Here is a 15,529-nt window from a genome sequence, read left to right as displayed (position 1 = left end):
ATAAATAAATTTTACTTATTCAGAGTAATACGCCACATACCCGAATAATTATCACAGTGCCAGCTTCCTTCTAATATTCTTCCATTATCAAATTGGTGTAGAGTTGCTCGACTATTTTCCCCATCATCACCTTTTAATTCCCAGTGGCCTCGAGAACGCTCTTCACCGACATATTTGGTTATTATGGTGTTACCATTATCATCTTCGTCTTCATAAGATATGGTTAAATACCCGTTTGAAAAATTGACGGAACAGCGAAAATCAGTTACGGGTTCGCTATCGTAATAAAGTACAGCCATTTGGCTGTTTGGGTATGATTCCATGTAATTAATTCCCTATTAATCTAATTTTTTTGCTAAAAAACTAGCATATCGTTGCATATCGATATTGCCTCCGCTCAAGATAATACCTATACGCTTGCCCTGCAACTGTTCCCTTATCGCTCTTGCCGCAGCAAAACCCAAGCAACCTGTTGGCTCAACAACCATTTTCATTCGCTCTGCCAGAAAATACATCGCATCAACCAGCTCTTTATCTGAGGCTGTCAGGATATCTGTCACAAGATGACGAATAATGTCAAAATTATGCTGACCTAGATGTGGTGTTTGTGCGCCATCAGCAATCGTTTTTGGAGTATCAATATAGACAATCTCACCTTTTCTGAAAGATTGTTGCCCGTCATTACCCTCTTCAGGTTCGACACCAAAAACCTGGCATTTCGGGGACAACTGAGAAGCAGATAATGCCGAGCCGGATAACAGTCCACCGCCACCGAGCGGGACAAACAGAGTATCCAGTTCGCCGATTTCTTCAAATAACTCTTTGGCTACAGTGCCTTGCCCTGCAATAATATGTGGATGATCGTAAGGCGGGATCAAAGTCAGACCGTGTTTTTCTGCCAGATTACGGCTTATAGCCTTGTTATCCTCAGTATATCTGTCATAAAAAACAATTTTGCCACCATAACCTTTTGTTGCTTCAATTTTGGCTTTAGGGGCATCATGTGGCATCACAATTGTGGCGGGAATATTGAGCATCTTAGCTGATAAGGCAATAGCCTGAGCGTGATTACCGGAAGAGAAAGCAATAACCCCTGCTTTTTTCTGTTCATCACTAAACTGGGATAACGCATTCATTGCGCCACGAAATTTAAATGCTCCCATTCGTTGGTAGTTTTCGCATTTGAAATAGACTTCAGCGTCGAATATCTGATTAACCGTATTTGAGGTAAATACAGGGGTTTTGTGGATATAGTTTTTAATGCGGGAGTGGGCTTCTGAAACATCACGATAATCGGGAACAAACGTCATTACTTAAATCTCCTGAGTTATATAATCCTGTGGTATCCAGCCTGTTTCGCCACACTCTTTGTGGGCCCAGAACCAACCATTCAATAAATTTTCCAGATAGAGTAATTCACCGGCTTTTACAGTTAATTCATGTGCAATGTAGTTTTCCATACAAATTGCCTGATTAATCTGAGTAAAACGTAGGATCTGTTGGGGAACCCAGCCACTTATTTCTGATTTATCTGTCGTCCACACCCAATAAGGGTACTCTATATCACAGTGGCTGACTGAAACGATATCACCAGACTGCAACCGGATCGGAGTTGGATAAGCGCTGGTGTAGTTCTTGATTACAGTACCTTTACCAAACATATTTTCTCCTGAATTTATATTTGCCGTTTTCAGGCGATTACTCAAAATTCATAAGATATATACTCAATGGATTTCAAGAGGTGTTGCGGACAACAAAGAAGTAACTTGAAAGACGAAGAGTAAAAATTAATGTAGTAGCTGAAGTAATAGTTAGCGATTATACATTGGAGTAAATTGTATATCTATTTAACTTTAGAGGTAATATAAAAAATAAAAAAGCAGGAGTAGGTTATCTGGTTTCATAATAATATTATTAATATTGTTATCTTATTATTCCAGTGTAAATTTCTTTTTAAAAATCTTTCCATAATACAAAAATATTTATTTTAGCGATTCTCTTAATGAAGGGTGATATAGTTTTGAATCGCTTATTTTAATTTTTAATTTTGAAAAATATTTTATATGAAATACAGTTTAACCTTTTTATTATGATAAAAACATCTCATGCATAAGTGTTTTTTGAGGTTTTGACTTTATATTGTTTTGCTATTATGTATTCCGTCAGTGGCTTGTAAAATAAACTCAGTCAGAGTGTTATATTTTTTGTGTAATAAAATATGCTAATACCATAAATAAATGAGGGCACTATAATGTCTAAAATGATTGATATATTAGTTGGTATCAGAACCGAAGATATTATGAATGATTTTGGCAAGCTTAGTAAAGATATTAATAATCCTGTTTCACTTTGGTCTGAGGGTGTTTTTAAAAAATATATCACTTATATCCCTGAGGATGACAGACTTGCGTCAGTTAATAGTTCAGGTAATTTAGTCATTAAATGCGATGCTGGTGATATGCTGCGCGTAAAAGTAATAACATTAAATATGAATTTAGACTATTCAGTTGCACTGATAAAACTGGATTCAATGATGAATGTCATGCCGGATGACATGATGACAATGATAGAGCCTCACAAGGTTGTACAGGATATAGAATATATTCCGGTTGTTGATGTAAGAAATCCATTAGATGTGGATATGCAGGCAATAAGAAGTTACTACTGGATGAGCAAAATTAATATGATGCCTGCAAATGGCACTATGCGTACAATGTATTATGAGTGCGTTGTAGGAATTTATAAAGAAGGTATTTTGCAGGGTTATGTTGCTGCAGAGCCAGCTCTTATACTGGATAAAAGATAAATATTTCAGGTAGAGAAACTGAATAAATTTTCTGGGCCGTGCAATGCACGGCCTTATTTGTCCCAGATAAATAATAAGAGAGAAGATTATGTTCAATAATGATAAATCAAAAATTGACACATCAGAGAAAGAATATAAATTGGAGCTTGATATTACGCTCGGTGCTGAGGAGTTTAATTTTTCCGATCCAGAAATAGAATTAGAAAACATGCATTGGGGATATAATAGAGAAGCACAATCAAGCCAGGATAGGCCGTCTTTTGGTAAATTATCTGTTATTGAAAACAACACACCTATTGATGCAGACAAAATAGGATTTTTCTATTGGTCAGAAAGGTTATTTGCAGGATTATCTGGTGGTTTTCTTTTATTCAATGCGCATTCTTATAAAAAACAGCAAAGCTTTAGAAGTATGTTGGATTTATTCTATGATAAATTTCTTTATGTAACAGTTGATGGTGTAACTTACCACCTTGGAAAATATTCAAAAATTATAGTCGGAATTTCAGTTGTACATGATTACAACATTACATACGACTATATTGCTCAATCTATTCATGACGCAAAAAGATTAGGCGATGTATTGAAGGAAACTGGAGAAACTAAACGTTTTTGTTTCAGATGGTGTGATAATTAAGTGATTCAGAGTAACAAGATATATTTTTATAACAAGTGGTCAGTCTTTATTGATCACTTGAATTTTTATTTTTAAATTGATTTATGTTCGAATATAAAAATGACAATATTGATTATTTTTATAATGTCACCAACATCAGCCGAGAATAACACTCAAGGTTATGGTTATAAATTGTTCACAAAATGAAGTGCGATTATGTACTCAATCTGTACAAAATAGTAAGTGATGAGTTGACTATAACAGAAAACTAAAGAGGGTAGGATGAAACAAACAAATGCAAAAAACTTGATTAAAACAGGCAGAAAGAGCTAAGATACGGGCGTTTCAGAAACGGCCTGAAACAAGCAGTAAAATGCCCTCTTAGTTAAATGGATATAACGAGCCCCTCCTAAGGGCTAGTTGTAGGTTCGATTCCTGCAGGGGGCGCCAGAGTCAAGTTACCTCGCATTACCCAACATAACCTAAATACTTAAAAAAACTAATTTAAAGTGGTTTTATCGTTACCTACCGTTACCCTGTATAACTTGACTACACCAGTGAAGTGTGGGCATATTTGTGGGCATCTGTCATATACCCACTTAGGATGCCCACATGTTAACGATAAAGCAGATTGAGTCAGCTAAACCTAAAGACAAAGCTTATCGCCTTGCTGATGGAGGAGGTTTATTTCTTTTTGTATCGAAAACAGGAAATAAGATTTGGCGTTTTAGGTATCGTAAAAATGGGAAAGAACAAACTTATGTGATTGGCGCGTATCCAGAAGTTCCACTGGTTACCGCTCGATTAAAACACGCTGAAGCCAAGTCCGTCCTTGCTAATGGTGGAGACCTTGAATCAGCGACACCAAAACAGAAAGATAATCAATCCCCTGATACTTTTGCTGTTATCTATAATGAGTGGTATCAATTCAAACAAGCTGTCTGGTCTGAAAGATATACGAAAGAGCTACAAAGCATGTTTCAGACCGATATTCTACCTATCATCGGCCATATGACAATGGACGAAATAGAACCAATGGTTCTGCTTAAGGTGATCCGTCAGTTTGAAGAACGTGGTGCTATGGAAAGAGCAAGCAAGGCGAGACGTAGATGTGGCGAAGTGTTTAAATATGCGATAGTGACTGGAAGAGCTAAATATAACCCCGCTCCAGATTTAGCGGGTGCAATGACTGGATACAAGAAGAAACATTTCCCATTTCTAACCGCAGACCAAATTCCCGCATTTAATCTGGCATTATCATCATATTCCGGCAGCGTTATTTCAAGATCTGCTGCTCAGGTTTTACAATATACAGCATTGCGCACAAATGAACTGCGCAGTATGAAATGGAGTAATGTCGATTTTGACAACAAACTAATTACCATAGAACCTGAAATAATGAAGAACCGAAAATTACATGTAGTTCCAATGTCAAATCAGGTTGTTGCATTACTAAAAATTCTTCATCCTATGACTTCGAGTATCTCTAACTTTGTATTTGCAGGCAGGAATGACAAGAAAAAGCCAATCTGTGAAAACGCCGTTTTGCAAGTGATTAGACAAATTGGTTATGATGGAATTGCTAGCGGTCACGGATTCCGACACCAATTTAGCACCATTCTTAATGAGCATGGATTTAGCCACGATATAATTGAACGGCAATTAGCGCACGCTGATCGCAATAGTATTCGCGGTATATACAACCACGCTCAATATTTAGATAAGCGGCGAAAAATAATGCAATGGTTCGCTGATTATATTGATGAAATATCAGGAATCGCGCACTCCAATATATGATGTATTACAAAAATAACACACCGCCCAACTTCAATATGGAGCAGGGCGGTAGTGATTATTCCCCTCACTCCGGCTGTTCAGGCCAGACGATATCGGGGGCGGTAGAACAATCCACCCGGTTGAGCAGGACGCGGTATTTTTTCCATTTAAGCAGGGCGGCTTTTTCTTCTTTCGTCGCCATGTCGAGGTCAACGGCATCCTGTAGGGGGGTGAGGGCAATTGTTGCCGTATCCATTAGTGACTGCTTTTCACGCTCCGCGCGATGTTGTAACTGTTCAGCCGTGGGGGGAGGATTGAGAATGATATCCGCTTCCGCTTCAGTAATCGGTATCAACCCGGGTTCTTGCGACCCCTCAAATTCATAGGCGTAGATTTCATTCTTCTCTGATTTGTAGTAGTGCATTAGCGTAGCTCCAGCCATAAAAAAATGTCATTTTGACCGCCATCCGATGCCAGTTGGTAACTGGAGCCAGCGGGAATAATGGCATGGTGGGTGAATGTTTTGAAAGCCCCTGCATTAAACTGGCTTCCCATCATCGACACAATGCTATTATTGACACGAAGTTGGTTACTGGCATCACCTGTCATTGACACGCTGACCATCACAAAAATAGGCCGGGTGGTCTCATTTCTATAGGTCACGCCCAGCTTCCGCCCCATGGTGAGGTTTAACAATTGTTGGTTGATACCAATACTGGCATTGGCTACGACTGACTCGCGAACGGTTTCGATTGCCTCGCCCACCGCACGTTGTGACATAATCGCCGCGCTGTTATTGCCGGTGCTTTGTGATAGTCCCGTGATGCGGTCTACAGGCACCTGTCCGTATGACACACTCCCTCGGGATTAAATGCCCAGAGATAATGGCTATCTATGCGATCCCGTACCCCAGCGGAACGGTCACTGTTAATGACGAAAAACGCGGTTTTGTTCAAAACTAAGGTTTCCTTGCTGTCACCGGAAAAATATTCCGACGAGGCCGCATTTTTCGCCAACTCTACCGTTTTTGCTAAACCAAGATTGTTCACAAACGCCACTTTATCCTCAACATCCGCACCGTTCTTCGCTTTTTCAAGGCGACTGTTGGCATTGTCGTTGACCTGATTCAACGCCGAATTAGTGGCGTAATCGCCTTTGTCTTGTTTGGTGTTCAGGGTATCGGTAATTTGACGTACGGCTTTAGACGTTGCCGCGATATTCTCCGCATTGCTATCCGTCGCATTACTCAGTTTGGTGATGCCCGCAGTTGTAAGTGATGCGTTAGGGATATTGGAACTAACCGTTGCCCTCAGCGCACTCAATAACCCTTTTTGCAGAGTAGCTAAATTCCCATCGTCCAGCACATCCTGATTGTTGGTTTCTGCGATAAACTGTGCGACCACCGTTGCTATCACACTTGCCTGCCGCCAGACTTTATTTAACTCCTGCGACTTTGCTACACCAGAACTAAAGCCATTAGTCCGAGCAATCAGCTTGCCGTACTCTTCGTTGGTTAATACGTTTGCCCCGTCCGCAATGCCGAACGGGAGAAATTCATTTTTTGCCATAATCCCCTCACAGTTTTACTGCCCAGCCACCGACATCAAATCCGGCAACCACGTCATGTTGAATGTCAAAACCAAACAGACCGCAATCGGCTGAATTGATATAATTGTTAACCCTCACAGCCTCCGGTTTGATGTTCAGATAACCTTGCCTAATAACCGCTTTGATTACCTCCGGTATCACGCCGCCGGTCATAAACACATCCATGGTCATGTTTTGGTTATCCACGAAAAACAGCGTGGTTTTACTGTCTGGCATGATGCGTTGATAAATCCGTTCCAGCATCTCGCCGGAGCCGTCCCAGTGATTGGCCTCAATTTTTACCCGCAGCAATGTGCGATAAGTCTCGTCGTCCAGTTCCGTAAAACCGCTGTCACTGTCGTATCGCCGCCTCCAGCTCCCTTGGTCAAAGCCGATACCGTCCATATCCAGTGAGAAATACACGCCGACAATGGGTGTTTTCACATAGCGGGATAAGCCTATCCATTCGCCGACTGCATCCAGTTGTACGCCAACAGCCTTATCCAGTGAAAAGGCATCATTAAGCTGTAAGGTCTGTTGAGCAATGTCAGAGAGTGAACGGGTGATGAGGTCGATGTGGGTAACGAATTTAGGTGCTGTCCGGTGCTGCGGGGTGATCAGTGCTAAGTAATCTCTCATGTCACCACCAGTTTGATATTATCCGGCTGACAGGTTACCGCCTCGTTGTACTGGGTTTTCAGATTACCCATCACTACCGTATCTGCCGTGCGCCCGATTTTGATATCCGTGATATCGTAGGTCTTGCCCTCATCATCGTCAGGCAGGTTCGCAGGTGTAAACAACTTGGTCAGATACACACTGTCCCCGATATGCACGGAGTTAATGTAATCAGTCACGCCTGCTTTTATCCGGTCGCCGACTAACGTGGTATAACCATCAAAAGGCGTTAGATGGATTTCAATAAATACGGACACATCCACCGGGCGAGAGAAACGTATCGGATGGGTGATCTGGTAACGGTCAGCGACTTTAATCACCGTGTCACCAAACGTGCCGCCACCGGGTGTTTTCTTTAACGCAATGGTACGGGCAATCGTACTGGCATCCCCGCCATCAACAATCATGGCTATGGAGTGTCCGGGAATACCGTATTCATCCGTTTGCCCGGTATCGTTCTCAAAGCCCCGTAAGCGTGAAACACCGGGGATCAAACTGATAGCACCCAATATGCCATCCAATACAGTACGAGACGGTAAAGCGACTGAGCTACGCTGGCGTATCCGCAGTTCACCGTCTGTCTCAATGGCTCTACCCGGTGTGGCGATAGAATGGTTGGTCACTTTTTGCCAACCGCGTGTTGGTGTACCAATGTCATTAATATCGCCTATAGCCGCCGTGATCCCGCCTGATGTCTGACAGGTCGCCGTGACAATAACAGAACCATGCGTACCGATAGTGACGGCATCCGGCAACCGCCATGAATAGCCCTGCACATCACGCACCGTACCATTTTTGATGACCGTACCGACCTGACCGATAATCTCCACATCACAGGTGGATTTGGTCGTTCTGTGCCGGGTCATGCCGTTGATAGCAACGTTGTTTGACAGGGCTGAACCTGTCGCTGTTGACGGGCTGAATGAGTTATAGGTGGCAATCAGGGCATTATTGGCATCATGGATAGCCAACGCATAAATCGCCACCATCTGCCCGTCTTGGCTGTCCGGGTCAAGGTACGCATCCTCACCGTAAATCTGGTGGAAATACCCTGTAAGCCGTGACAGTATCGTCGGGTAATCAGGCGCAGTGATGCCGCTCGCGGTAATAGTAGCCGCAAGCCCTAACGTATCTAAATTAAGCATAAGTTACCGTTCGCTGGTGAGGGTCGTTTTGCCGTAGCGGGTGTTGATGGTGGCTGTAATGGTGATTTTTCGGGTGTTCGGGTCGCGGATGGCATCAAGGGCTAATATCCCTGTCACCCCTTCCGTATCAAGAATGCGCTCTTCAAGCGCAAGCGCACTGGTGTAGTTCTTCTCCAGCACCGCTTCCCGATAGGGCGTCCCCTCCTCCACATCCAAAAACCAATCCCCGCGCCATAGGTCGAGTCGGGTTTTTACCGCCTGAGCCACTGTTTCAGGGGAATCAATCAGAAACGTATTATCCCCCTGCCCGAAACTGTAATCGCCGTTAGCGTCCTGTCGTCGATAGCGCATTATTGCGGCCCTCCTGTTGTACCGTCTCCGGTTCTGACGCCATTGTGCTTGTGTGTCATCAGACTGATACCGTCTGCGGTGACATCGTTTTTCACCTTCACTGGCCCGTTCAATGTCGCTTCACCGCCATTCGCGCCCATACCTTGCGACAGGTTGCCGTTAATAACCACATTGCCATTTAACACAATGGTCGGTGAAGTGATCTCTGTGCCTTTGTTCGCAGTCGCGGTCAGCTTACCGGGGGTTTTGACTGTGATGTTATGGTTAGCCGGGCTCAGCTCAATAAACGCCGCGCCATCATCCGTACGCAATTGGGCGGATTGAGTACTGATATTGCTGATTTTCCGCGCCTGAGACTGTGGCCCTACAAACGCAAAACCATCAGACAGGTGATGCTGGCGCGGGTCTACGGGTTCCTGAACGCCGCCGTTCTGCCACCAGTAATCAATGCAACGGTCAGCAAACACCACCAGACATTCATCACCCGGCTTAACCGGAAATGTCAGCGTCACCCCACCGCCGCGAGGAAATATTACCGGCACATCCACCAGCAAGGGTAAAGCGACGGATTCTGTTTTGCCTGTTTCGTCTGTCATTTTCCAGCGTATTGCAGGCTGTGCTGTCACAGTCACGGCATCAGGATTGAATGACTGAACAATGCAGGGGATGGAAACATACAGTCCTGAGCTGACCGACTCCTGCATCAGCAAGAACGGCGTTTCAGGGTGGTTCATGCGTTCAAAGTTAGTGATCATGATCGGGTATCCGTTGCGAGTGCTGCCTGAGAAAATAGAGTCTGGTTGGATTTGGCGACGCAAATCAAATCCATGTAAAACGGCTTCTCGCGGGTATCGCCGAAGTAGCTGACGTTTATCACGATATAATCACCATCGGCATCAGTTGCAGCAGGGATTTCTAACGACCCTTCGTAGCTTTCTCGTCGGGCAATAGCGCCCGTTGATAAACCCACTTCATTGATGGATTTATTATCTATCCGAATGAGTGTACCCGGTCTGATTTTCGGATTAATCAAACACTTTACGTTGATACCCGCGCCTATGGTCTGCTCCGGCATCCCGATTAATCCGGTGTTATAGTTCAGCACCACGGCCTCGGTGAGATAAACGTTCCTGGGGATAATGTGGCACTGACCGTCCTCATAACGCCATTCGGCATTGTTTTGTTTGGCGAAGATATTCATTTCATCGCGTTGCATCCCGAAGAGAACCTTGCCCCGTGGAGCTACGTTTAACTGAAGCTCAGGACGTAAACCGTAAGTTATTTTGTACTGCTCAAGGTTTCGCATTAGTAACCGGTCGATATCCTGCTGTGTGTAGCCTGATGCGATAGTGATATTAATCTTGGCATTGTTATACGCTTGGTCGCCGTCTCCGGCCTGTATCACCACGTAATTATCCGTAGGGCTGTCACGTCCGGTGTAGGTGTACTGGATTTGTCCGGCAAATATCTGGCCTGAGTTACCTTTGTATCCGGCTGAGAACTGAATAAATTTGAACTCATTCTTGCGGATTTTGCTCCGTGTCTCGTCATTCAGGTTATAAATTTTGAAAATGCCCGTGGCAGGATAAGCAAAAGAAGGACGGGTAATATTGAACTTGATTTTCAGCTCAGAGAGGTCAAGCCCGTCGCCGTTCTCATCTGCCACAATCAGCTTGCATTCGCGAAGCCATTGTTTTGACATAGTGACTCCGTATAAAAGAAAAAAACCGCACTGGGCGGGTTGATTGTGAAATTCATTAAATGAAGGCTATTTTACAAATGCCTCAATAATTCTTGGTATTGCTGGCAGCAATTGAGAGAAGACTACAGCACCGACAACCCATAAAATTATTTTGTTTGCAGAGTTTGTTACATCTGCTTTAGTGGCGTAATTAGATTCAATTACCGCAACCTTAGTCATCAAGGTGTTAACGCTACCTGTAACGGCTTTTAGGTCAGACTTCATATCATTGACGGTAGCCTTGATGCTTTCAACGTCTGATTCAAGTTTTATGACGCGTGATTCCATGTTACCTCCGTCTACTATTCACCGACGCGTTGTCATAATATTAACACTCACTGGTTATACAATCACCAAATAAAGCCATCCGTGGTTTAGTGTTAATGGCAATTTGAGCTTCTTAGCTTACTCAGAACAATCCAGTTATCACGACGAGCTGTGTTGATTTCTACGTGGGCTGTTGCTCTCTCAAGAATTTTCCTCATCATTTCTTCTATCATTGCACCTTCTTTCGGGATATCACGATAGATAGCGGCTATCATCAGTCGAGGCATTAGCCCGTTTTCAGCTTCAACGAGGAACTGGTCTAGCTCAGCAAAGAGTAGCTCATTGAACCAGCCTGTTTCATACTGCGGGTTAGTGTATAAGGTGAAACCAAGCAGATTATTGCGCGCCTTTTGAACAGCGAATTGTTTATACGCCTCAAGAGTCTGTAAGTTTCTCGGATAATTGCGATCGGTTACGACCATGTCCCAGCTCCCGCAAGAGTTCTTCCAGCTCATCTTCGGTTAAATCAGCATACTGAATTGGCCCACCGCCTTTGCCCGTGATTTCCGTTTTCTTCGGTGCGTCCCAGCCCATCAGATCAGCCAGTTGTTTAATTGCTGCTTTCGGGTCATGGAGCTTTAACTTGATACCATCTTTACCGGTGGTTAATTCTGAGATAGCGCTCATTGCCGCAGGACTTTGAAGTGCACTGTCTTTAAATTGCCATGTCGCTTGGAATACAGGCTTACCCTCGTCGTCTTCACCTATCTGACTGTTACGGAATTCAGCGATATCATGAAGGGAAACACGACCCATAGTAGAAAGACGCTCTAACGCCTCCTGACGGCTCATAACCGCCTCAGAAACGGCTTGTTGGTTCATTGAGTTAAGAAATGCTTTAACCTTAAGATTACCGAAGATCTGACTAGCCGAAACGCTGGCTGTATTTTCATTTTTCGCCTTGTATCCCGCCTGTTTGTAGGCATCTATCTGATTCAGTCCTTTTAAGATGCCTAACACGAATTGCTGTTGTTGTTTTGTTAGGGCATCAAAGAGAACTTGCTGCTCGTCGGTGAGCTTTGGTTTCTTTTGTGCCATTTTCTTTCCTTATTTCGATAATTCACAAGCCATCTTCATGACCTGCTCTAATTCTTCGTTATTGAGTCCGTAGTATCGCTTGAGCTTGACGATATCCAGCAACATCTTAGCCTTCTTCTTCTTTAGGAGCGATATCAGGCATTGGCCTGATCGGACGTAGTCCCGGTGGTATCTGGTGCTCAGGCATATTTACCTCTCTTTGGTTGATTCAGAATAAAAAACTGTCTCTATTTATATCTGCCGCTGTTTGAGCGAGACCACACCCGCCCAAAACTGACACAAACCTCTATCAAGCACCCGTTTGAGGATGCTTTGCAGAATTTTGTATTTTTACTTCTTAGGTTTCTCTGCCGAATACTTACTTGCCCATGCTTTGGCGATACTCAGGCAATCATCAAACAACTTACCTTTCCTGCTAGCTGAGGCCGAACGGCGATAGTGTTCTTTTGCCCGGTCACTTGCCATCCCTGCAATAGATGAAGAAAAGCCGAGCTTGATTAACTCGGCCTGTGCGTTCTTTTCGATGAGTTGTTCGTGGTTCATGCAGGCTCGCCCTCTTCATCAGGGAAGTCATCAAGTCCCGGTAATGTAAGTTGAGTAAGCTGTAATGCTAATTTCGTGGCATCCTTAATGCGTTTAATATCTCTTTTGCGCTGAGCCATCAAACCACTACCCTTTTGGCCTCGATGCTGGAAAGAAGCTTTATCAAAAGCAGCTATTAAGTCATGCATCTTTTGACCAGTAAGCTGAACCATTGCAGTAACATCAAGTGCACCGATATCAATGTTTGATTCTTTCTCAATCAGATCTAATAACCATTTTCGCAATTCTTTGGCAACTTTGGTTCTTGATAACATTCCAATCAGATGAGCACCTCTGAAAAAAAAAGCCTGACACCTGAGGATAATTCACCATAAGTCATTGATTTGTGCGAGGCCGTCACTTTGACCACGGTAGTCATCGTATCGGTAAACTCATCTTTGTGGCGCTGGTAAATCTTGTTCACTTGCTTCATATCGGATAGCCAAGTAATTTGGCTAACTGCTCACCTGTAAACCAAATCTTCCCGTCCTTATTGTCAAATGGAACGATTTCATGTTCTTTGAAAGTTAATGCTGTACTCATCGGGTTTAGTTCCTTATAGAAAGCCGAACCTGCTCACACAGAAAAACCGCACGCAGAAAAACCCTATTAATAACGGTTTTCTCAGGCTCGACTTTCTGTAAGGTTCTGCGTTTTTATTAATGTGCGCTGTGAGTGCGCGGTGAAATTCAGATATAAAAAAGCCACCACGGGATGTGATGGCTTGGGGTATTATTGCGATGAATTACTATTAGATTTCGTTGGATGCTTTTTTGAGTTTTTCTTTCGCTAACTCAATGGCTCTATCCTTAACTGCACTAACAGATAGAGATTCACTATCTGACAGGAAAATCTCAGTTACAAAGCGATAATCATCATGGCCTTCAGTCGCAGACATAATAAGCTCCACAATCAGCCCGTTCTGATAATTGCCATCAATATAATCTTTAACTGGCGTTATATTTTTAATTTCAAACTTCATGGTCATTCCCTACTAACATGTTATTTATTGGAAGGGCCATTTTAATTTTGCTGCGGTTTTAATACAGTCGTTACAATTGTCTCAAGACTTGCACAAAGAGCCTCACCCACACTGCGTCCTAACATAATCCTGCAATCCCAAGATCATTTGCTCTGAGGCTAGAGTGATTGGCTGTTCGCTTCATCATATAATTTAGTGAAAGCTTCAGCTAAATGGTCAATTCTAACCGATACACCATTACCATCTTTCTGAAGAAAAGCACTCCCATCATCACAGTAACCTAATTTGAATCCTGCAATTTCAATATCGTTTGGTGCATTGTTCATTTCGTCACCTTATAACATTCAGTTTTAATGTAATCCTGCAAATATCTCAGTTTTGCCCGGTCGTTGATGATGTCTTCTCGGATATCGAGAACAGCTTGTCCAGTTTCTCTAGGGAGTTCGACGGTGGTTGCATGGCCCACGCTGCCGGAGGAAGTGGCTTCAGACACAGGACAGGTGGCTTGGATGCGCAACTTGCGACGACCAGCGGCAACATCAGCCCGAAGAGTATCGATTTCAGTCTTGGCATTGGCGAGCTCCTGAGTGTGTTTGTTGTCTAGTTCATGCAGCATGTCAATGTGGGTGTTCTGGTAGTTAATTCGGTCGGTCAGTTGCTGGATTTCGGTTAGCTGGTCGCTATTGATACCAAGCTGTTTCTTATATCCAGAGCGATAGAGGTAAGCAGCACCGGAAGCAATAATCAAAGCAACAATAACGCCATAGGTAAAATTGAGTCTCATGACAAAAACATCTGGCGCTCAGATGCCCTGCGCTTAGTCAAACCGTTCATCACCTTACCTGCTGCCTTATTCCATCTCTGGAACTCATCGGCTGCACCTTGATAGTCACCTGCATTGAGTTTCTTCAGTAAGGTAGAACGAGCGAAGTTACCTGCACCACAATTGAAGATGAACGAGCACAGGGCATCGAACTGTCCCTGAGTCAGTGATACCTGCACGGCGGATTCAAGGGTGAGGTAAATAGGCTTAAGATCATCATGCAGGAATGCTTCGGCTTGATGTTCGGTGATAACTTGCCCCGGCTTGACGTCTTTTGTGTGACCGTAGCCAATCGTCCACGGAATACCACCCGTTGCCGGATCGGGATAAGCTTTCAGTTTCAGGCCTTCATATTGTTTGATGAAGCTCAATCCGTTCTCACTGATTTTCATCAGATCTCACCCCGCTGTTGTTTGGCTCTCGCTGAATGTTTGATAAAAAGGTAATTCCATTCAATATTGAAAACCCTGCGCGCCCATTTATGTTGCTGGTAGCACTTCGCAAACTTTTGGTCATGGTGCCAATGGTTTCTCAACTTCCGCAGCGCCCACCAACGACGAACCTGATAAAACATTACAACCAGCGGAAATATCTTTACACCGTATATTTCCTTAATCATCTGTGAGCACCTGTCAGTCGGTTCCAGAAATACGTGAGGGCGATACTGCCCATTGCCCCGCACATGCCTGCGCTGGCGAATGTCATGTATAAGCTCAACCCAGCTTCCAAACTGATAAATCCGCCTATCAGTCCGGTAAATCCTGAAACAATGACTTGGGCAAATGCCCCAAGCCAACTCCAGCGGGCGTTGCTGGTTTTTATATCAATGATGTAGCGGACTATCCCGCCCCATGCAGAAAGCAACAAAAGTATCAGCCACTGAGACAGCTCAAAGCTGCTTGGGTCTTTATTTGGCATACGCATATTTCCACCCCATCAGAACAATGGGCGTCCGTGGGGTGAGTCTGTGGTCGCCCCTGTGAGTTGTTGTGAATAGGTTGCCAGCCGCAATAGGAGATACTGAGGTTATGGGGGTGATTGTGGTGGCAAATTTGGAGTAATCAATATCGAGCGTCC

General features: G+C 43.8%; 25 protein-coding genes and 1 tRNA gene. 4 read left to right on the top strand and 22 right to left on the bottom strand.

The annotated features are described in order from the left end of the window. Window positions 1-11: 11 nt before the first annotated feature. Genes AACS90_RS04875 through AACS90_RS04865 form a run of 3 tightly spaced genes read right to left on the bottom strand, consistent with a single transcriptional unit; the run spans window position 12 to window position 1,661 of the window. Window positions 12-323, bottom strand: coding sequence for a hypothetical protein (locus AACS90_RS04875; protein WP_099121929.1), 312 nt, complete (start codon window positions 321-323; stop codon window positions 12-14). Between the two features lie 15 nt (window positions 324-338). Next, window positions 339-1,310, bottom strand: a complete 972-nt coding sequence (locus tag AACS90_RS04870) for a threo-3-hydroxy-L-aspartate ammonia-lyase (protein ID WP_099121928.1) — start codon at window positions 1,308-1,310, stop codon at window positions 339-341. A gap of 3 nt (window positions 1,311-1,313) precedes the next feature. Further along, window positions 1,314-1,661, bottom strand: a complete 348-nt coding sequence (locus tag AACS90_RS04865; RefSeq protein ID WP_099121927.1) for an SH3 domain-containing protein — start codon at window positions 1,659-1,661, stop codon at window positions 1,314-1,316. A gap of 590 nt (window positions 1,662-2,251) precedes the next feature. Here AACS90_RS04865 and AACS90_RS04860 point away from each other — a divergent pair. The 4 genes from AACS90_RS04860 (at window position 2,252) to AACS90_RS04845 (ending at window position 5,219) form a co-directional block, all read left to right on the top strand. Further along, on the top strand, window positions 2,252-2,806 hold the full coding sequence (locus AACS90_RS04860) for an AidA/PixA family protein (RefSeq protein WP_099121926.1): 555 nt from the start codon (window positions 2,252-2,254) through the stop codon (window positions 2,804-2,806). A gap of 88 nt (window positions 2,807-2,894) precedes the next feature. Continuing rightward, window positions 2,895-3,443 carry a DUF7823 domain-containing protein gene (locus AACS90_RS04855; protein WP_099121925.1) on the top strand — a complete coding sequence of 183 codons (549 nt, stop codon included), beginning with the start codon at window positions 2,895-2,897 and terminating at the stop codon, window positions 3,441-3,443. A gap of 354 nt (window positions 3,444-3,797) precedes the next feature. Further along, a tRNA-Arg gene (locus tag AACS90_RS04850) sits at window positions 3,798-3,872 on the top strand. Between the two features lie 162 nt (window positions 3,873-4,034). Continuing rightward, entirely contained in the window at window positions 4,035-5,219 is a 1,185-nt protein-coding gene (locus AACS90_RS04845) for a tyrosine-type recombinase/integrase (RefSeq protein WP_099121924.1), read from the top strand. Window positions 5,220-5,283: 64 nt separating this feature from the next. Here the strand turns inward: AACS90_RS04845 and AACS90_RS04840 are convergent, their stop codons facing one another. The 19 genes from AACS90_RS04840 to AACS90_RS04750 all read right to left on the bottom strand — a co-directional run bounded on the left by AACS90_RS04840 (window position 5,284) and on the right by AACS90_RS04750 (window position 15,376). After that, window positions 5,284-5,622 (bottom strand): tail fiber assembly protein, encoded by a 339-nt coding sequence (locus AACS90_RS04840; RefSeq protein ID WP_099121923.1) that lies wholly within the window; start codon window positions 5,620-5,622, stop codon window positions 5,284-5,286. Beyond that, window positions 5,622-6,053, bottom strand: a complete 432-nt coding sequence (locus AACS90_RS04835) for a hypothetical protein (RefSeq protein ID WP_153043659.1) — start codon at window positions 6,051-6,053, stop codon at window positions 5,622-5,624. The genes AACS90_RS04840 and AACS90_RS04835 overlap by 1 nt, the downstream gene beginning before the upstream one ends. Next, a complete protein-coding gene (locus AACS90_RS04830) occupies window positions 6,029-6,766 on the bottom strand; it encodes a phage tail protein (protein WP_241538228.1) in 738 nt (245 codons plus the stop codon). Before AACS90_RS04830 ends, AACS90_RS04835 begins: the two co-directional genes overlap by 25 nt. Window positions 6,767-6,773: 7 nt before the next feature. Then, complete coding sequence (locus AACS90_RS04825; protein WP_099121920.1) at window positions 6,774-7,424, bottom strand: DUF2612 domain-containing protein; 651 nt, start codon at window positions 7,422-7,424, stop codon at window positions 6,774-6,776. After that, entirely contained in the window at window positions 7,421-8,608 is a 1,188-nt protein-coding gene (locus tag AACS90_RS04820) for a baseplate J/gp47 family protein (protein WP_099121919.1), read from the bottom strand. The genes AACS90_RS04825 and AACS90_RS04820 overlap by 4 nt, the downstream gene beginning before the upstream one ends. Before the next feature lie 3 nt (window positions 8,609-8,611). Continuing rightward, a complete protein-coding gene (locus tag AACS90_RS04815) occupies window positions 8,612-8,959 on the bottom strand; it encodes a hypothetical protein (protein ID WP_099121918.1) in 348 nt (115 codons plus the stop codon). Next, a complete protein-coding gene (locus AACS90_RS04810; protein ID WP_099121917.1) occupies window positions 8,959-9,714 on the bottom strand; it encodes a Gp138 family membrane-puncturing spike protein in 756 nt (251 codons plus the stop codon). The genes AACS90_RS04815 and AACS90_RS04810 overlap by 1 nt, the downstream gene beginning before the upstream one ends. Then, on the bottom strand, window positions 9,711-10,661 hold the full coding sequence (locus AACS90_RS04805; RefSeq protein WP_099121916.1) for a phage protein: 951 nt from the start codon (window positions 10,659-10,661) through the stop codon (window positions 9,711-9,713). Before AACS90_RS04805 ends, AACS90_RS04810 begins: the two co-directional genes overlap by 4 nt. A gap of 66 nt (window positions 10,662-10,727) precedes the next feature. Then, window positions 10,728-10,988, bottom strand: coding sequence for a hypothetical protein (locus AACS90_RS04800; protein WP_099121915.1), 261 nt, complete (start codon window positions 10,986-10,988; stop codon window positions 10,728-10,730). 92 nt (window positions 10,989-11,080) lie between these two features. Continuing rightward, a complete protein-coding gene (locus AACS90_RS04795) occupies window positions 11,081-11,449 on the bottom strand; it encodes a hypothetical protein (RefSeq protein ID WP_099121914.1) in 369 nt (122 codons plus the stop codon). After that, window positions 11,403-12,065 carry a terminase small subunit gene (locus AACS90_RS04790; protein ID WP_099121913.1) on the bottom strand — a complete coding sequence of 221 codons (663 nt, stop codon included), beginning with the start codon at window positions 12,063-12,065 and terminating at the stop codon, window positions 11,403-11,405. Before AACS90_RS04790 ends, AACS90_RS04795 begins: the two co-directional genes overlap by 47 nt. 330 nt (window positions 12,066-12,395) lie before the next feature. Continuing rightward, on the bottom strand, window positions 12,396-12,608 hold the full coding sequence (locus AACS90_RS04785) for a hypothetical protein (protein WP_099121912.1): 213 nt from the start codon (window positions 12,606-12,608) through the stop codon (window positions 12,396-12,398). Further along, window positions 12,605-12,922, bottom strand: coding sequence for a hypothetical protein (locus AACS90_RS04780; protein ID WP_099121911.1), 318 nt, complete (start codon window positions 12,920-12,922; stop codon window positions 12,605-12,607). The genes AACS90_RS04785 and AACS90_RS04780 overlap by 4 nt, the downstream gene beginning before the upstream one ends. Window positions 12,923-13,398: 476 nt before the next feature. Beyond that, entirely contained in the window at window positions 13,399-13,629 is a 231-nt protein-coding gene (locus tag AACS90_RS04775) for a hypothetical protein (RefSeq protein ID WP_099121910.1), read from the bottom strand. A 158-nt stretch (window positions 13,630-13,787) separates the two neighbouring features. Beyond that, complete coding sequence (locus AACS90_RS04770; protein ID WP_193757184.1) at window positions 13,788-13,955, bottom strand: hypothetical protein; 168 nt, start codon at window positions 13,953-13,955, stop codon at window positions 13,788-13,790. Further along, window positions 13,952-14,413 (bottom strand): lysis protein, encoded by a 462-nt coding sequence (locus AACS90_RS04765; RefSeq protein ID WP_099121909.1) that lies wholly within the window; start codon window positions 14,411-14,413, stop codon window positions 13,952-13,954. The genes AACS90_RS04770 and AACS90_RS04765 overlap by 4 nt, the downstream gene beginning before the upstream one ends. After that, window positions 14,410-14,844 carry a lysozyme gene (locus AACS90_RS04760; protein ID WP_099121908.1) on the bottom strand — a complete coding sequence of 145 codons (435 nt, stop codon included), beginning with the start codon at window positions 14,842-14,844 and terminating at the stop codon, window positions 14,410-14,412. The genes AACS90_RS04765 and AACS90_RS04760 overlap by 4 nt, the downstream gene beginning before the upstream one ends. After that, window positions 14,844-15,071 (bottom strand): hypothetical protein, encoded by a 228-nt coding sequence (locus tag AACS90_RS04755; RefSeq protein ID WP_099121907.1) that lies wholly within the window; start codon window positions 15,069-15,071, stop codon window positions 14,844-14,846. Before AACS90_RS04755 ends, AACS90_RS04760 begins: the two co-directional genes overlap by 1 nt. Beyond that, a complete protein-coding gene (locus tag AACS90_RS04750; RefSeq protein WP_099111981.1) occupies window positions 15,068-15,376 on the bottom strand; it encodes a phage holin family protein in 309 nt (102 codons plus the stop codon). Before AACS90_RS04750 ends, AACS90_RS04755 begins: the two co-directional genes overlap by 4 nt. Window positions 15,377-15,529: the final 153 nt, after the last annotated feature.

It is taken from the genome of Xenorhabdus sp. KK7.4, assembly GCF_963876465.1.
Classification (GTDB): Bacteria; Pseudomonadota; Gammaproteobacteria; order Enterobacterales; family Enterobacteriaceae; genus Xenorhabdus; species Xenorhabdus stockiae.
This window is presented reverse-complemented; position numbering and strand designations above follow the sequence as displayed.

What these genes read in the sequence shown, in the direction of transcription:
- AACS90_RS04875 (WP_099121929.1), bottom strand. Translation starts at nt 323, where the DNA reads ATGGAATCATACCCAAACAGCCAAATGGCTGTACTTTATTACGATAGC.
- AACS90_RS04870 (WP_099121928.1), bottom strand. Translation starts at nt 1,310, where the DNA reads ATGACGTTTGTTCCCGATTATCGTGATGTTTCAGAAGCCCACTCCCGC.
- AACS90_RS04865 (WP_099121927.1), bottom strand. Translation starts at nt 1,661, where the DNA reads ATGTTTGGTAAAGGTACTGTAATCAAGAACTACACCAGCGCTTATCCA.
- AACS90_RS04860 (WP_099121926.1), top strand. Translation starts at nt 2,252, where the DNA reads ATGTCTAAAATGATTGATATATTAGTTGGTATCAGAACCGAAGATATT.
- AACS90_RS04855 (WP_099121925.1), top strand. Translation starts at nt 2,895, where the DNA reads ATGTTCAATAATGATAAATCAAAAATTGACACATCAGAGAAAGAATAT.
- AACS90_RS04845 (WP_099121924.1), top strand. Translation starts at nt 4,035, where the DNA reads ATGTTAACGATAAAGCAGATTGAGTCAGCTAAACCTAAAGACAAAGCT.
- AACS90_RS04840 (WP_099121923.1), bottom strand. Translation starts at nt 5,622, where the DNA reads ATGCACTACTACAAATCAGAGAAGAATGAAATCTACGCCTATGAATTT.
- AACS90_RS04830 (WP_241538228.1), bottom strand. Translation starts at nt 6,766, where the DNA reads ATGGCAAAAAATGAATTTCTCCCGTTCGGCATTGCGGACGGGGCAAAC.
- AACS90_RS04825 (WP_099121920.1), bottom strand. Translation starts at nt 7,424, where the DNA reads ATGAGAGATTACTTAGCACTGATCACCCCGCAGCACCGGACAGCACCT.
- AACS90_RS04820 (WP_099121919.1), bottom strand. Translation starts at nt 8,608, where the DNA reads ATGCTTAATTTAGATACGTTAGGGCTTGCGGCTACTATTACCGCGAGC.
- AACS90_RS04815 (WP_099121918.1), bottom strand. Translation starts at nt 8,959, where the DNA reads ATGCGCTATCGACGACAGGACGCTAACGGCGATTACAGTTTCGGGCAG.
- AACS90_RS04810 (WP_099121917.1), bottom strand. Translation starts at nt 9,714, where the DNA reads ATGATCACTAACTTTGAACGCATGAACCACCCTGAAACGCCGTTCTTG.
- AACS90_RS04805 (WP_099121916.1), bottom strand. Translation starts at nt 10,661, where the DNA reads ATGTCAAAACAATGGCTTCGCGAATGCAAGCTGATTGTGGCAGATGAG.
- AACS90_RS04800 (WP_099121915.1), bottom strand. Translation starts at nt 10,988, where the DNA reads ATGGAATCACGCGTCATAAAACTTGAATCAGACGTTGAAAGCATCAAG.
- AACS90_RS04795 (WP_099121914.1), bottom strand. Translation starts at nt 11,449, where the DNA reads ATGGTCGTAACCGATCGCAATTATCCGAGAAACTTACAGACTCTTGAG.
- AACS90_RS04790 (WP_099121913.1), bottom strand. Translation starts at nt 12,065, where the DNA reads ATGGCACAAAAGAAACCAAAGCTCACCGACGAGCAGCAAGTTCTCTTT.
- AACS90_RS04785 (WP_099121912.1), bottom strand. Translation starts at nt 12,608, where the DNA reads ATGAACCACGAACAACTCATCGAAAAGAACGCACAGGCCGAGTTAATC.
- AACS90_RS04780 (WP_099121911.1), bottom strand. Translation starts at nt 12,922, where the DNA reads ATGTTATCAAGAACCAAAGTTGCCAAAGAATTGCGAAAATGGTTATTA.
- AACS90_RS04775 (WP_099121910.1), bottom strand. Translation starts at nt 13,629, where the DNA reads ATGAAGTTTGAAATTAAAAATATAACGCCAGTTAAAGATTATATTGAT.
- AACS90_RS04770 (WP_193757184.1), bottom strand. Translation starts at nt 13,955, where the DNA reads ATGAACAATGCACCAAACGATATTGAAATTGCAGGATTCAAATTAGGT.
- AACS90_RS04765 (WP_099121909.1), bottom strand. Translation starts at nt 14,413, where the DNA reads ATGAGACTCAATTTTACCTATGGCGTTATTGTTGCTTTGATTATTGCT.
- AACS90_RS04760 (WP_099121908.1), bottom strand. Translation starts at nt 14,844, where the DNA reads ATGAAAATCAGTGAGAACGGATTGAGCTTCATCAAACAATATGAAGGC.
- AACS90_RS04755 (WP_099121907.1), bottom strand. Translation starts at nt 15,071, where the DNA reads ATGATTAAGGAAATATACGGTGTAAAGATATTTCCGCTGGTTGTAATG.
- AACS90_RS04750 (WP_099111981.1), bottom strand. Translation starts at nt 15,376, where the DNA reads ATGCGTATGCCAAATAAAGACCCAAGCAGCTTTGAGCTGTCTCAGTGG.